The sequence below is a fragment of the Streptomyces sp. NPDC050548 genome (assembly GCF_044457385.1).
In the GTDB taxonomy this organism is placed as follows: Bacteria; Actinomycetota; Actinomycetes; order Streptomycetales; family Streptomycetaceae; genus Streptomyces.
In genome coordinates, this window is the sequence record NZ_JBITGV010000001.1 from 389,978 (window position 1) to 404,285 (window position 14,308).

Consider the following 14,308-nt stretch of genomic DNA (forward strand, 5'->3'; position numbering starts at 1 on the left):
GTTCATAGATTTCGCACGATCTTGTAGTATTTCTCCAGTACCTGGTAGAGGCCGCCGACTTGCCTGCCGTACTCCTGGGCGGCGTCGTTGGTTCCGTTGTAGCGCGCCAGGATCGCCTGGGAATCGACGTCGCTCGTGTCCAGGCCGGGCCGGGACAGGCCGATCTGGTACGCGTTGTAGATCGTCAGGTAGGCGGCCGTCTTCACGTTGTACACCGGATCGTCGTGCAGCTGGGTCCACACGTCCGTCAGGTTCCCCGCCGTCCCCGGCACCAGCAGCGTGCCGTTGATGATTCCCTGCTGGACGCAGTAGTTCCGCGCCTCGATGGCGACCCAGCCGAAGATCTGTCCCCACCCGGTGCTGCAGTCGTCCTTCAGACCGTTCTGGACGGCGAGATCCGCGACGGGGTCCAACGGGTTGAACTTACGCAGTTCCCAGAGCACCGGGGCCTGGATCAACGCCTTGCGCAGTTTGAGCTGGCGGGCGAGCGAGGTGAAGAGCCAGTCCGTGCCGACGACCACATCGAACGCCTTGCTGTTGGATATTCCGCCCAGCGTCGCCCAGTCGCTGTCGGTCCAGCCGTCCCCGCCGGTTTCGGGGACCCCTATGGATTCCAGGTAACCGCGCACTTCCTGAAGCATGGCGTCGCGGTAGGTGTCGTCGAACTCGGCGTCCAGCCCGTCGGTGTACGAGCCGGGGTCGAAACTGTTCTGGCCTATGTCCCGGCCGGACGCGACGTTCTTGTCGATCTCGATGTAACCGGTTCCCGACCCGACGGCGACGGTGGCGATCTGGTCGAAAGCCCAGTTGTTGGACAACGGGTATCCCAGGTTCCCCGAGAAACCGCTCGACATGTCCGAGACGAAGCTGGCGTCGGCGTAGCCCGCCACCATGGCTCGTGAACACACGTTCCGCGGACCGTAGATGCCGACCAGATACCGGGAGTTCTCCTGGATGACCCGATAGATCCCGCGGAAGTGCGGAAGGACGTAGTCGGTCACGTCGGCGTCGAGCGCGTCGTAGTCGACGGCGAAGTAGATGCGGGTTCCGTCCTTGAAGCCGTGGTACTTCGCCCACTCGATCGCGTCGTAGGCGTCGTACGTTCCCTGCGGGTAGTTGAAGTACGCGTTGCTGCCGCCCCAGGTCTGGTAGATCGGGAAGCAGCTCAGTCCGGCGTCGGCGATGGTCGCCAGTTCGCCGGGCTTGATCACCTTGTCCAGGGTGGTGTTGGGAACGTTGGACAGATAGCGGCCGACGTATTTGTAACCGGCCGCCTTGAGGGCCGTCGCCCTCTCGGCGGTGACGGTGGTGACGCAGTCGCAGGCGGTGCCGGGACGGGACTGGTCACCATAGGAGACCAGCAGGGACGCCCAGGTGGGGAAGTCGGCGTTTCCGGTCTGGGGAAGACCGACGTAGGCCTGGAAACTCGTCGACTCCGCCGCCAGCGCGGAGGTGTAGGAACTGGAGAACACGGTACTGCTGCGCTGGTTGAGGATCAGGGCGGCCGAATAGAGGGACACCCAGGCACCCGAGCTGCCCACCGTGAGGGTGTGAGCCTTGATGCCCGTCTGAGTCGCCGGGCCGAAGACCCCGTTGGCCACGCCGTCCGCCAGACCGATCTCGTACTGGATCGCGTACAGCATGGACTTCGCGACATCGCGGGAGTGATGGCCGTCGCAGGGGATGATGAAGAAGTCCGCGCGGGTCACATAGCGCCCGTTCAGCCACTGCTGGATCGAACGGATACCGGCACTGCCCAAGCTGTCCCCGTAGTCCACCAGCACGTAGGGGTCCATGTTGAGCAACGCCTTGAACACCTTGGGTGTCACGTCGCTTCCGGTGTAGACCCCGCCCACACCCATGTCGGACTTCAGCTTCGTCACGGCGGCCTCGACGCGCGAGTTGTAGGTGCCGTCGATCTCACCGCCGTCGTAGCCCTTGCAGTAGAGGCCGGACTGGATGATCCGGCAGAAGTTGGCGGAGGGGACCGTCGAGGCGTTCAGCTTCGGGTACTTCGACGTGAGCGTGCTCAGGGTGGTGGGTCCAAAAGTGTCGGACAGTGCGGTGATTCCCAGCTCGTACTGGAGCGCCCGCGTGAGGGCGTACATCGTGTTCCAGCCGGTCTTGCCGTCCTCGTCGACCGTCATGCCGATGATGGTGCCGTAGGTCTCGTTCACGAATCTCTGCGCGCGCAGCACTAATTCGTCCGCCATGGGTCCACTTCTCCTGTGGTCGCTTCTGCGGTGGGGCAACAAAGGGAGAGAGGCGTAAGCCGCACGTTCGCCGTGGCCGTTCGACCGCTTGAAACGGGATCGGCTTACGCCTCATTTCAGTACAGTCGCCGCTAACAGCTGTAGCTTTCCTTGCCGTTGACGAGATAGCCGGTTTCGGCCTCGGTCTCCAGCAGATACGCCACGGTGAAGCACCCACCGGAACCGGTCGTTATGTACACAGGGCCGGCATACGAGCTGAAGGTGCCGGAGTCATAGCCGCAGGCGGAGCTGGTCGTGGTGCCCGGACAGGCTTGCAGGTACATCCAGTTGGCGCCGCCGGGCGTCTGGTTGTAGAACACGATGCAGAGGTACCCGCCGCCCACGTAGGCGGCCATGCTGCCGCTGACCGCCCCCGTGTCGCCGGGCAGGGAGGCGTCGATGTAGGCCAGGGTGTTGTAACTCCCGCCGCACACCGTCGAAGCGGCGGCGACGGCCTGCGGGTTCGACGCGGCCGCCTCGGCGGTGGCGGTGTCGGCCCCCGCGGCCAGCCGGACGGTGATGCCGTCGCTGCGGGTCGCGACGGCGGAACCCGTGGGTCCGGGGCTCCGGGCCAGCGAAGCCTGAGTGGTCAGACCCAAAAGAACCAGCACCGCGAAGAACACGGTCGCTAATCGCCGTATCATGAACAGGGGACGCACAGATTCCACTCCTGTCGTGTTCCACTGCGCGGCATCCCGGTTATACGGTTGGTAGCCTGGGCCGGGATGCCCGCAGTTGAGGTGATATCGCATTCGGAGATGTTTATGTCATCCGTGGGGGTACCGGCGAATAATTCTCTCAGGCCGCCATGGAATTGACCAGGTCCGGTACACTCCGAAAACAGCCGGATTAGTTCGTTGTAAGCGGTTACTTGGAATGCGCTCGCGACTGCATCGGTATGAGATTCGTGCACAACCAAAAGCGGCGTTCAAGCGTCTCGGGGCAGCTTTTCGGCGGTGTACGCGCGCTGTCCACCAGGGCTGTTTCAAAGTCCGGTCGGTCAGGAGAAGTTGCCGGTCACGGCGCGGCGACGATGTTCCCGAAGGCCGCTTCGAACGGACCGAGGCTCCCGTCATGGACGGACTCGCCAGTCACTGCCCACACGGCCCGCGCCAACCGAACGTCAGCGACGCCTGGGCGCCGAGTTGCGCAAGATGCGGCTTGCGGCGGGCAGGACCACCGAGTACGCAGCAGGTCTGCTCGGGCTGGACCGCACGAAGGTGTCCAACATGGAGTCGGGCATCGGGGGGGCGGATGCCTGCCTGAGTACGGGTACTCAGGCAGGTCTGGTGGCCGATACGGATGGGGCCCGTGATGAGGTCTCGCTACTGTGCTTTTCGACGGGCGGTGTCGAGGTCGCGCGTTCACAGCAACACGGCGGCGCACTAAGGGACTTGGGGGGCCACGCATGGCGTGGGAGGGGCAGACACGTGGGGTTTGACTGGGAGTCGGCCGTGGGCGTTCCGCCCCGCGCCGGTGCTGCGGGAGGTGCCCGCATGCAACTGGCGAACCTCGACGGCGGAGGGGGCGGCAGCACCGCGACCGGGGGCGCGAGCGGCACCGAAAGCGGCGGCGACGCCGACCTGCGGATCAGCAGGACGCCGTGGACGAGCGCGTCCGGCGTCGCGGACGAACTGCGCACCGACACCAACAGCGGTCTGACAGACCTCAAAGAAGCCGACGCCGGTCTGACGAGCGGCACCAAGGGGTTCGACTGCACGACCGCGCTGAACGAGACACGCGCAACCTGGGAGGCCCGGCTCACGGCGGTCCGTGACGAATGCGGCCGACTGCACGGAACCCTGGCCGGCACCGGGAAGCACTTCGGCGAGGTCGACCACCAGGTCGCGAGCCGGGCAGGCGGTGTCCGGACGGGCAACACCCCGGACTGGGCGCGGTGACGACGGTGCCCACCTGGCAGCAACTGCGCGACCTGAAGCTGTCCGAATACCGGGACGCAGCCGAGGGCTGGCGCAACGTCAGCCACCGCGCCGACACCGTCCGCCTCCGGGTCGACCGGGAGATGACCCTTCCGGTCAGGTCCACCCAGAAGGGCGAGACAGCCACCGCGGCGGCCGGTGACCTGGATCGGCTCAGCCGCAACTACCAGTACGTCCATGCCGAATGCGGCCTCCTCCGGACGACTCTGGAATCCCTCGCCGCCGACCTCGAAGGGCCTCAGCGAACACTGAGCCAGGCCTTGCAGGACGCCGAAGCGCTCACGTTCACGGTGAACGAGGACGGTTCGGTCACGTATCCTCCGCCCGTCTCGGAGGACGGCACGTCGATGGTCCCTTACGGTCCGTACGTCCCGGGCACGGAACCGGTGAGCCCTTCCCTTCCGTTCGCCCCGGGTGCGGGCGGCGGCACGGCGCGAGCGGGTTCACTCGTCCCCTACCTGCCCGGAAAGGGCGAGGGCGGCGACAACCCCAACAGGGCCAAGGCCGAGGACATCGCCGAACGCATCGCGAACGCCGTGCGCGCCGCGGGCGAGATCGACGCCCGCTACGCGCCGGTGCTCCGCAGACTCAAGGCCCCGGCCGGGCTGGACGTCACCGACGACATGCTGATCGACGCCGCCGCGGACATGAAGGCCGTCCGCAAGACCGTGGGTGGCTTCCTCGACAAGAAGAGCATTCCGCACGGTGCCGCCCCCGCCGCGAACAGGAAGTGGTGGGACAGCCTCACCGCCGACCAACGCGACGAGTACGCGACGCTCTATCCGGCCGAGATCGGCGCGCTCGACGGCCTGCCGTCCGAGGTTCGCGACACCTCCAACCGGATGGTGCTGGCGGAGACCCGGGCACAGGTGTGGCAGCGGTACGAGCGCCTGGGGCCCGAGCCGTCCCACTACATCCAGGCCGGTGATCCTCCCACCACTGTCGTCAACCCGAGCTGGCGGCAGTGGCAGGAGAAGGGCGGCCTGCGGCTACGGTCCCAGCTCAAGGGAATGGACGCGGTCCAGGCCAGACTGGACGCGAGCGGCGCGCCCGGCAAGAACGGCGAGTCCGGCCTGCCGCAGGCGTACCTGCTCGGCTTCGACACCAAGGGCGACGGGCACGCGATCATCGCCAACGGGAACCCGGACACGGCGGACAACACGGCTGTGTACGTGCCGGGGACGGGGGCGAAACTGGAGAACGCGACCGGCGGCATCAACCGGATGACGGTGACATGGCGGCGGGCGCATCAGGTGGCCCCCGGCGAATCCACCTCCACCATCACCTGGATTGGCTACGACGCCCCGCAGAACATCCTCACCGACTCTCCCCGGGCCAGCTACGCCTACGACTCCGCGCCCGAGCTGAACAACTTCCTGGACGGCCTGCAGACCGCCCAGGGCGGCGCCGACGCCAGCCACACGACGGTCATCGCGCACAGCTACGGCACAACCGTCGTCGGCGCCGCCACCAAGGAACACCACATCGCCGCCGACGACATCGTGGTCGCCGGTAGCCCGGGCATGCTGGTGGGCGACGCGAGCGACCTGGGCGTGGGCAGCGAACACGTGTGGTCCGAGGCCGCCAGTGACGATCCTGTGCCCTACATCGGCCGATCGTTCCTGGGCGGCGAGAAATGGGGGGTGGAGTACTACCACGGGGTTCCCTACAACGCCGGATACGTCACGACCATCCCGTCCGACGAGGCGTTCGGGGCACATCGGATGGACGTGAACACCAGCGGCCACAGCGGCTACTGGAACGAGGGGTCTCTGTCGTTGCAGAACCAGGCGGCGGTCGTGGTTGGCAATTACGGCGATGTGAAGGAAGACAAGTGAACAGTCTCAGCCATCGGTCAGCCCAGCGTCGACTCGCCACATTCACCGTGGCCATGATCCTGCCCCTCGTCATGACGGGATGCTCAGAAGACGTGAACTCGAAGGACGCGAACGACGCCAGCAACGCCCGTAGCACTGGCAGCCCCGAGCCGACCACCCTGGCTGTGGATAAGGCCAGAGCGAAGGCTGACCATCTCTCCAGCCAGATCCTCGACATGATCGGCATCAAAGAAGGCAAGGTGGCGGGGGGAGGTGCCGGCGTCGCCCTCTGCGACAAGGATCCCGATCACCTCTACCGCATGGACCACCCCTGGTCGATCTATGACGTGACGCCCGACAAGCTGAAGGCCGGATTCCAACGGCTCCGGGAAGCACTCCCCAAGAACGGCTGGAAGATCGTCGATTACGGCCCCGACACGAGCGCGAACAAGAACCTCGAACTCACCGCTGATTCGAGGACGGAACCATTTTCGGTCAACGCCTCACTACACATCACGGGTCCGTCCGGAGAGAAGGAACCACTGCTCGCGGTCACCGTCGTCTCCGGCTGCTACCGCGCCCCTGAAGGCACCGACCTCAGCAAGGAGTACTGACCGGCGTCGGTGCGGATTGCGCCGTCCGCCCCGACCTCCGTAGGTAGACCCCATGAGACTCTTCGACAAGTTGACCGGCACCCAGCCCCCGCCAGAAGGGGTGTCGCCGGTTCCCGGGGAGGAGTTGCGGGCGGCCCTGCTCGGCCTCAACCAGCCCGAGGTTCCGTACGTCGTCCGTTACGGCGGCGGTGAGCGGTGTGACCTCCTCGCGGAGTGGCGGTTGACGGAGCCCGCCTGGCAGCAGGTCTTCGTCCGGTCCGAGGTCAGTCACGCCGTGCGGATCCGGATGCGGTTGAACCACGAAAAACACGAAGTGCGCGCTCTTGAGGAGCAGTGGGAGCTCAGCCGGGTCGGAACTCCGACGAGACTTCAGGTGACGTCGGAGTACGCGCGCGGGCCCAGCCGGACCGTGAGCCGCCAGTGGACCGTCGGACGTTGTGCCGACGGTCGCCTTGAGGCGACGGAGACCTTCCGTTTCGACAGCGCCCAGATGCGCGAGCCCCTGCGCGACACCGTCCTCAAGTCCGGCTGGACCTGGCGGGGAGTGGTCTTCGGCAAGCTGTGAGGTCATCAGCCGCAGTGTCTGCCGGGGAGGGCCTGCCCTGCGAAAGCGTGACACTTCGAGTGGAAAGTGTCACACTTCTGCAACTCACCCCCCGGGAGGGGCGGTCCGGGCGCCGTTCAACCTCAAAGAATCTCGTTCCTACCGCCGTCGGCCTCCGAGTGCGGCGGGTCCAGGCGGGTGCCCCGCGACTCGGCTACACGTACGACGTCGGTCAGGCACTCGGCGAGCCGGATGGCCACGTATCGCACCTCGGTGTACGGGGACATGGGGTCGTCCAGCACCTTCCCGGCACCGCTCAACACGTCGGCGGCCAGGCCGAGTTGTACGGCCTCCATCTCGTCCGCGAGGCGCGACAGGTACCCGCCCTCGCTGTCGGTCGACAGATAGCAGGGCTTACCCTCCGGCGACGGCCACGGCAGTAGACGGAGGGGCGTGACAGTACTCACCGATTCCCCCGGTTCGTTCAACTCCCCCTTCTTCATCGACCTCATCACGCTGCCGCCTCCGTCGCACCGGCCGGATACCGGCCCAGTTCGATCCCGAAGTCCGCGGCCACCACGCGCGCGAGGCGCCGACACCGCCGACGGACGAGTTCCCGCTCGTGAGAGACGAGATAGGGGCGGACCAGACCGGCTTCGGTGGCGTCGAGGGGGATGTCGAGACCGTAGGGAGAGCGGTGGACGGGAAGGGAGAAGGGCGAGCCTTCACGATGGGCGGGTACGGCTGCGGGGTGAGCCCCGGCGCGATGGCTCCCCGTCCCGGGGGCGAGCAGGTGGCTCAGCCACGCGGCGAGGCGGCGGATAAGGTCGTGCATGTCGACCTGCTTCCTTCAGGTTGGCCATGCCCCGGGAGGTCTAGCCACCTCGCCGGGGTCTCTGTTCCCTTCGGACACTACATCGGAGCACAGCCCTCTGTATACAAGTACAGAGGGATCCACTCAATTGTGCAGATCGAGGCATACCTACGTTGGACATATGAGCGATGCAGAGGAAACGAAGTCGCCCTTGGACCCCATGAGCGCCAGACCGCTCTATGTCCAGTTGGCTGACGTGGTCGCCGGGAAGATCAAGTCCGGCGAACTTGTGCCGGACAGGCCTATCCCCTCGGAGAACCACCTCGCCAACGAGTACGGCGTCGCACGGCTCACGGCACGACGTGCCGCACAGGAACTCCGCGAACGAGGACTCATCGTCACCGTGCGAGGCAAAGGCTCGTTCGTTGTGGACAAGCCGTCCGCCGACGCGCCCGCCAAGATCGAGAGCACCGACTGACGGCCGTCCACGTCAGCTCTCCGTGCGCGGGAAGGTCACCTCGACCCTGCGGTTCTTCTTGCGGCCGGCCTCCGTGGAGTTGTCGGCGATCGGGTACTGCTCGCCGTAGCCGCGTACTTCGAAGGTGATGTTCGGGTCGTTCAGGTCCGCGTCCAGGACGGCCTGTACGGCGTCGGCGCGCTGCTTGGAGAGGACGTCGCCGTGGGCGGAGGAGCCGAGGTTGTCGGTGAAGCCGAAGACGCGGACCGTGGTCGCGTTCTGCTTCTTGATCTCCGCGGCGATCGCGTCGATACGGGACTTCGACGCGGCGCTCAGCTTCGCGCTGTCCTTGCTGAAGAGGACCTCGGCCTGGAGGGCGAAGGTGACGTCGGAGTTGGTGTCCTCGCGGCGTTCCTCGCCGCCCTGGTCCTCCACGACGGACTTGATGTCCAGGACCTTGGGGGTGGCGAGCGTGGCGCCCTCGGGGAGCTTCAGGTCGGGGTCGTTCGGGTCGACCTGCACCGGGGCGGAGGCGGAGGCGTCGGTGCCCGGGGGGACGCTGGGGCTCGGGGTGTCGGCGGCGTGGGCCGCGACCGCGCCGACGATGTTCGCGGCGACCATGAGGGTGGCGGCGGCCACGACGAGGGGGAGACGGGGGGTGGTGGTCACTGTCGCCTCATCCGGAGATCTTGATGGTGGCGACGGAGAACGTGGGTAGTTCGAAGGAGACTTCGGTGGTGGTGGACGGCGGGGCGGGGAACTGCATGAAGACGACCTTCGTCTCGCCTGCCCTGATCGTCGTGAGGCCGGTCGTGGTAAGCGGCCTCCCGTCGGTGTCGCGGAGTACGTAATAGCGCTTCTTCCCCTTGGAATCCACGAGCGTGGCCCCACCGAACGACTGGCCGTTCTTCATGATCTCGGTCTCGTTGCCCGTGAGTTGGGACGAGATGATGGCTGTCTCGCTTCCGTCGTTCTTCAGATCCGCGTTGACGGTAAGGAAGCCGCCCGAGTCGCGATCCGCGGATGTGATGTCGAGAAGCAGCCCGTCCGGGCCCCGGACTTCAGCCAACGGCTGGTCCGACTGGCCTTCCTGGGCGCTCGCGTTGGATCCGCCGCCCTTGGAAGCGGAAGTGGTCGCATCGGGCTTCTTGGCGTCGCCGCCTCCGCCGCAGCCGGCCATCCCGAGGGCCAGACCGACCGCGACCGTCACCGCGACCATCCCCTTGCGGGCCTTCGTTGTGAACCGAATGCTCATGACTCCGCTTCTTTCGCTTGTCAGTCGGCCAGATGGACGTCGAAAAGGTCCTCGGGTCGCGGGAGACCAGTGAGGTCCTGCGGGTCGAGGTCCCAGTCCCTGTCCTTGCAGGTGAGTTTCGGCAGCACGTCGTCCCCCGCGTCCTCGCCGGGGAGTTGGAACGTGCAGAGCGGCTCGATCACTGCGGTGGCAGAGGCGTTGGAGTGCTTATTCTCCGTGCCGGGAACGATCGACTCTCCAACCGACTTGTCGGTCCGGACTTCGACCGTGTAGCCAGGAGGCAGCCCGGCCGACGGCCCGCAACCGGTCACGTAGGCGTCATTCTGCCCTGCGAGTTGGTCGGCGTGCCCGCACGAGTCGGCGAGTCCCAGTACCTTGCCGTCGAAGATGTCCCGCCACTTGGTCGGGTCGAGTACGTTCTTCACCCACTCGTCCGCGAGTTGGTCCCGGGTGTCCTGGGCCGCCGCGAGGGCCGCAGCGTCGGCAGCTGTCTGGGCTCCACCCCGGTTCACCGCGGCCTGGCCGACCGCGACGTAGGCGAACGCAAGAAAGAGCAGACCTGCCACCACCGTGATGTAGATGGGGAAGGCCTGCCCTGCGTCGCTCGACCTACGCAGCCGCATCAACCGCCGGTGACCTCGGTGATCTTCTTCGTGATCCCATCGTAGATCGACTTGCCGATGTCCGTACCAGTGATCGCCAGCACGATCGCCACGACCACCGCGATGATGCCCAGGTACTCCACCGCGGTCTGCCCCTCGTCGCCGGCGCGGCGTCGAACGGCCGCGACGGTCGTGTTCTTCCAGTTGTTCACGCGGACCTTGGTCGCGACGGCGGTCTTCAGCATCAGGTCGCTCATGGTGTTCCCCTCCGAGTGACGCGTTACCGGCTTCCTCGTCGCCGGCGGCGCTTTCGACAGGAGAACCGTATGCCTGAACTCCCCTTGTGTCAGAGGGTCCCAGGGCCCAATCCCGGGCCCAATCGGAGTCCCGGCCGTCGCCCTGGGCCCGTGTGTCGTCTCGTCGTGTCACCGCGGTTCACCCCAGCCCTCGGGCCGAACCCGGGGCCGTGCCGAGCCACTTGGCGGCGGCCTCGGAGCGGCTGGTGCTGTGGAGTTTGGCGAAGATGCGGTTGATGTGGTTCTTGACGGTCTTCTCGGAGATGAAGCAGGTGGCGGCGATCTGTTGGTTGGTCATGCCGGACGCGATGTGGTCCATGATCTCCGCCTCCCTCGCGCTCAGTTGGAACCGTGACCTGTCCGACGCCAACTGTCCCACATTCGGTTGCAGTTGCGAAAGCTTCTCCGAAGAACTTCGCGAAACAGGGGCAGTAGAGGTCTGGAATCCGTGTGCATTCGCACTTAGTTGATGCTCGTACGAGCCCAGGCCCTCGGGCAGTGCCGGGCCTGTCCGCTCCTGGCGCAGCTGGGCCAGGAGCGCCCCCGCCGCCGACGGCGTGAAGTGGGCCCTGCCCTGCTTGATGTCCCTTACGGCGGCCACCAGTTCGTCCGCCGTGAACTCTCCGTGGACCAGATAACCGCCCGCCCCCCGGCGCAGCGCCTCCTGGACTATCTCCGACTCCCTGCTGTACGTGAGCATCACGACCGGCGCGATCCCCACCAGGTAGGGAAGCGCGGAGATGCCGTCCACGCCCGGCATGCGTACGTCCAGGAGGACCACGTCGGGGCGGTACGACCGAGCCGCCTCGTAGGCCTCGCGGCCGTCCGTCGCCTCCGCCACGACCGTGATGTCCGCGCGGCCCGACAGCAGCGCCGTCAGGCCGGCCCGGACCACCGGGTTGTCGTCGGCCACCACGACCCGGAGAACCGAAGTCGGAGCGGGCTGCGGGAAGTTGGGGAACGGGGTCGGCTGCGGCGCGCCGGGGTGGGGCGTCGTGTGGTCCGGCATGGCTGCCTCCTCTCGGGTCGTCGGAGTCGTAGGGGTCGTAGGGGTCGTAGGGGTCGTAGGGGTCGTAGGGGTCGTATGCGTGCGGTGTGGTTACGTCTTCGTCGTCAGGGCGTCCAGCGGGAGTTCCAGGCGGACTTCCGTGCCCTTGGGGTGGTCGCCCCGGCCGATACGGATGCGGGCACCCACCGAAGCCGCCCGCTCCACCATGCCGACCAGGCCGAAGTGGCCCGCCCTGCGCAGCTGTTCGAGGGTCGTGCCGGGAGGCAGGCCGCGGCCGTCGTCGTAGACGCTGATGCGGAGCAGGCTGTCGTGGACTCCGGCCCGTACGTCGACCTTGGTGGGCGCCGCGTGGCGGTGGGCGTTCTCCATCGCCTCCGTCGCGATGGTGAGGAGTTGGCGCGCCACGGCGGGCGGGACCGGCGGTACGCCGTGTTCGCCGGTGGGGCGGTAGGTCGTGGGCAGGCCGGTTCTGATGCTGAAGTCCCTTGTGCGGGCTGCCAGTTCGACCAGTACGTCCGTGCCCTCGTCCGGGTCGGACTCGCGGCGCAGGTCCGCCAGGAGTTCGCGGGACTCCGCGGCGGCCCGGCGTGCCGAGCGGGCCACCAGTTCCGCCTGCTGTTTCACCAGGGTCGGGTCCATGCGGTCCGCGCCCGCCGAGCCGACCAGGCCGTCCGCCGCGAGTGCCACGCCGTGCAGGGTTTTTGCCACGGAGTCGTGCAACTCGCGGGCCAGGCGGGCCCGTTCGGCGCCCACCGCCTCTGTCACCGCCAGCCTGGCCTGAACCGTCGTCAACGCCGTCGTGGCTTCGCCGAAGCGGAGCATCAGGTTGCGCAGGGTCACTCCCACCGCGCCCGCGATCACGCACAGGCCGGGGAGGAGCGAGGCCTGCGCCACGCCCCGGTGGGCGTCGGCCGCGGCGGTCTGCGCCAGGAGCAGGATCACGGCCTGGAGACCGGCGAAGCAGCCGGCGCCGCGCCAGCCGTAGACGATGCCGGCGAGCAGGGGGGTGCAGACGCTGACGTAGGCGAGGGTGCTGGTGGGGCCGGCGGAGATGAGGAGCAGGGCGGCGAAGAGGGTGTCCAGGGCGAGGAGGGAGGGGTGGCGGAGGAGGAGGGGGCCGAAGCGTTCCCAGTCCCTGAACAGGACGTAGGAGGCCATGAAGGTGACGACCACGGCTGCGCCTACGAGGCGGGTGGCTACGCCGGGGTTGGCGTTGAGGAGGGCGGAGGGGGCGGCGAGGGCGATCATCGCGAGGCGGAAGCCGAAGACTTGCCGGCACATTGCCTGTAGGGCGCTGATCTGGATGGGCAGAGCGATTCGGCCTTCGGCCGAGACAGATTTCCCACCCGCACCACCCGTACTACTTTCGTTGTCGGGTGCGGGTGGCCCCTGTGGGGCGTCCTCGCCATCGGCGGCCAGCCGTACGTCATCAGGCATCCGTCCGCCGTCGGCCGACCGCCCCGCCTTCGGCATCCCCGACCCCGCCGGCCCTGCCGACCCCGGCTGCGTCGGCACCCCGGCCAGCCTCGCCCCCGGACCCACCGGTCCCACCGGTCCCACCGGTCCCACCGGACCCACCGGACCCACCGGCGTCCCCGGCGTCCCCGGCGTCCCCGGCCCCACCGGCGTCCACCCCGGCGGCAGCGCCGGTGTCACCGTCGTGACCGGTATGTCCGTTGCCCCGGACCGGACGTCGTCCGGAAGGACCGTTCCCGCCGGCGGTGTCGTGATCTCCGCCGGCTTCGGGCGTCGTCGTAGTCGTCCTGTGCGTTCCTCCGTCGTCGCCATCCGCCGCTCGCCCCCGCCCTCTACTTGCCCGTGATCGTGCTGAAGTCCGTGCCGGAGCCGAGGAGGAGGCCCGCGCCGAGGAGCAGCATCGTGGCCGGGACCATGAACGTGGTGATCATCATCGTGGCCTTGGGGACCGCACGAGCCGCCTTCCTGCGCGCGTTCTGCGCGTCCGTGCGGCGCATGTCCTTCGCCAGGGCGACCAGCGTGTCGACGATCGGCGCGCCCAGCTCCTCGCCCTGCTGCAACGCCGTGACGAACATGGCGACCTGCTCGCTGTCGTTGCGGCGGCGCAGTTCGGCGAAGGCCGCGCGGCGGCTCATGCCCAGGTCCATCTGGCGGAGCGTGATGCGGAGTTCGTCCGCCCACGGGCCCTCGTACTTCGACGCCACCCGGTCCAGCGCCTGGCGGAAGCCCAGCCCCGCGCTGACCACCACCGCGAGCACGTCCAGGAAGTCGGGCAGGGTCCGTTCGATCACGTCCTTGCGGATGCGGATCGCCGACCAGATGCCGACCTCGGTCCAGAACGCGCCGAACGCGAACAGGATCAGGGCGAGGAGGTAGTTGCCCTTCAGGAGGAACACCAGGCCGCCGAAGCCGCCCAGGAAGCCGTAGACCGCCCGGCGGGCCGCGTAGCGGTCGATGGTCAGGCCGCCGGGGTTGCCCGCGAGGTCGATCTTCCTGCGGTACTTGGCGACCTGCTTGGGGCCCATCAGGCGCAGGACCGTGGGCGCGTAGCGCATGCCGAGGCGGTCGACGAGGGAGTCGACCGCGCCGGTGCGGGTCGAGCCGACCTCCAGCGCCAGGACCAGGTCGCTGGGCAGTTTCGCGTCCGCGCGGTACATGCGGACGCCGGCGAAGATGCCCCACACGCTGAGGCCCATGACCAGTCCGAGGACGAGTGCCGTCATCGGGTCCCT

Annotated in this window: 16 protein-coding genes and 1 pseudogene; 6 read left to right on the top strand and 11 right to left on the bottom strand. The window is 67.5% G+C overall.

The window, feature by feature from the left end; all coding sequences use genetic code 11:
- Window positions 1-2 precede the first annotated feature (2 nt).
- A complete protein-coding gene (locus tag ACIBJH_RS01780) occupies window positions 3-2,213 on the bottom strand; it encodes a glycoside hydrolase domain-containing protein (RefSeq protein ID WP_399114877.1) in 2,211 nt (736 codons plus the stop codon).
- Between the two features lie 131 nt (window positions 2,214-2,344).
- Complete coding sequence (locus ACIBJH_RS01785; RefSeq protein ID WP_399114878.1) at window positions 2,345-2,863, bottom strand: hypothetical protein; 519 nt, start codon at window positions 2,861-2,863, stop codon at window positions 2,345-2,347.
- Between the two features lie 483 nt (window positions 2,864-3,346).
- On the opposite strand from ACIBJH_RS01785, the pseudogene ACIBJH_RS01790 reads away from it, so the two are divergent.
- The 5 genes and pseudogenes from ACIBJH_RS01790 to ACIBJH_RS01810 form a co-directional block, all read left to right on the top strand.
- A pseudogene (locus ACIBJH_RS01790) lies at window positions 3,347-3,496 on the top strand (helix-turn-helix domain-containing protein); the annotation flags it as partial.
- A 252-nt stretch (window positions 3,497-3,748) separates the two neighbouring features.
- Window positions 3,749-4,153: a hypothetical protein gene (locus ACIBJH_RS01795; protein WP_399115616.1), complete on the top strand. Its 405-nt coding sequence runs from the start codon at window positions 3,749-3,751 to the stop codon at window positions 4,151-4,153.
- Window positions 4,150-6,030, top strand: a complete 1,881-nt coding sequence (locus ACIBJH_RS01800; RefSeq protein ID WP_399114879.1) for an alpha/beta hydrolase — start codon at window positions 4,150-4,152, stop codon at window positions 6,028-6,030. The genes ACIBJH_RS01795 and ACIBJH_RS01800 overlap by 4 nt, the downstream gene beginning before the upstream one ends.
- A complete protein-coding gene (locus ACIBJH_RS01805) occupies window positions 6,027-6,623 on the top strand; it encodes a hypothetical protein (protein WP_399114880.1) in 597 nt (198 codons plus the stop codon). Before ACIBJH_RS01800 ends, ACIBJH_RS01805 begins: the two co-directional genes overlap by 4 nt.
- Window positions 6,624-6,675: 52 nt before the next feature.
- Window positions 6,676-7,188: a hypothetical protein gene (locus tag ACIBJH_RS01810; protein WP_399114881.1), complete on the top strand. Its 513-nt coding sequence runs from the start codon at window positions 6,676-6,678 to the stop codon at window positions 7,186-7,188.
- Between the two features lie 122 nt (window positions 7,189-7,310).
- Here the strand turns inward: ACIBJH_RS01810 and ACIBJH_RS01815 are convergent, their stop codons facing one another.
- Window positions 7,311-7,634, bottom strand: coding sequence for a hypothetical protein (locus ACIBJH_RS01815; RefSeq protein ID WP_399114882.1), 324 nt, complete (start codon window positions 7,632-7,634; stop codon window positions 7,311-7,313).
- A 44-nt stretch (window positions 7,635-7,678) separates the two neighbouring features.
- Window positions 7,679-8,002: a hypothetical protein gene (locus ACIBJH_RS01820; protein ID WP_399114883.1), complete on the bottom strand. Its 324-nt coding sequence runs from the start codon at window positions 8,000-8,002 to the stop codon at window positions 7,679-7,681.
- A gap of 160 nt (window positions 8,003-8,162) precedes the next feature.
- On the opposite strand from ACIBJH_RS01820, the gene ACIBJH_RS01825 reads away from it, so the two are divergent.
- Window positions 8,163-8,459, top strand: coding sequence for a GntR family transcriptional regulator (locus tag ACIBJH_RS01825; protein ID WP_399114884.1), 297 nt, complete (start codon window positions 8,163-8,165; stop codon window positions 8,457-8,459).
- Window positions 8,460-8,471: 12 nt separating this feature from the next.
- Here ACIBJH_RS01825 and ACIBJH_RS01830 read toward each other — a convergent pair whose 3' ends face one another.
- The 7 genes from ACIBJH_RS01830 to ACIBJH_RS01860 all read right to left on the bottom strand — a co-directional run bounded on the left by ACIBJH_RS01830 (window position 8,472) and on the right by ACIBJH_RS01860 (window position 14,299).
- Entirely contained in the window at window positions 8,472-9,059 is a 588-nt protein-coding gene (locus tag ACIBJH_RS01830) for an OmpA family protein (protein WP_399115573.1), read from the bottom strand.
- A 55-nt stretch (window positions 9,060-9,114) separates the two neighbouring features.
- Window positions 9,115-9,693 carry a hypothetical protein gene (locus ACIBJH_RS01835; RefSeq protein ID WP_399114885.1) on the bottom strand — a complete coding sequence of 193 codons (579 nt, stop codon included), beginning with the start codon at window positions 9,691-9,693 and terminating at the stop codon, window positions 9,115-9,117.
- A gap of 20 nt (window positions 9,694-9,713) precedes the next feature.
- Entirely contained in the window at window positions 9,714-10,316 is a 603-nt protein-coding gene (locus tag ACIBJH_RS01840; RefSeq protein WP_399114886.1) for a pilus assembly protein TadG-related protein, read from the bottom strand.
- Window positions 10,316-10,552 (bottom strand): hypothetical protein, encoded by a 237-nt coding sequence (locus ACIBJH_RS01845; RefSeq protein WP_399114887.1) that lies wholly within the window; start codon window positions 10,550-10,552, stop codon window positions 10,316-10,318. Before ACIBJH_RS01845 ends, ACIBJH_RS01840 begins: the two co-directional genes overlap by 1 nt.
- A 178-nt stretch (window positions 10,553-10,730) precedes the next feature.
- On the bottom strand, window positions 10,731-11,600 hold the full coding sequence (locus ACIBJH_RS01850; protein ID WP_399114888.1) for a response regulator: 870 nt from the start codon (window positions 11,598-11,600) through the stop codon (window positions 10,731-10,733).
- Window positions 11,601-11,690: 90 nt separating this feature from the next.
- Window positions 11,691-13,388 carry a sensor histidine kinase gene (locus ACIBJH_RS01855; protein WP_399114889.1) on the bottom strand — a complete coding sequence of 566 codons (1,698 nt, stop codon included), beginning with the start codon at window positions 13,386-13,388 and terminating at the stop codon, window positions 11,691-11,693.
- 20 nt (window positions 13,389-13,408) lie between these two features.
- The gene (locus tag ACIBJH_RS01860; protein ID WP_399114890.1) at window positions 13,409-14,299 is read right to left on the bottom strand and encodes a DUF5936 domain-containing protein; all 891 of its coding nucleotides are present in this window, start codon (window positions 14,297-14,299) and stop codon (window positions 13,409-13,411) included.
- Between the last annotated feature and the right edge of the window lie 9 nt (window positions 14,300-14,308).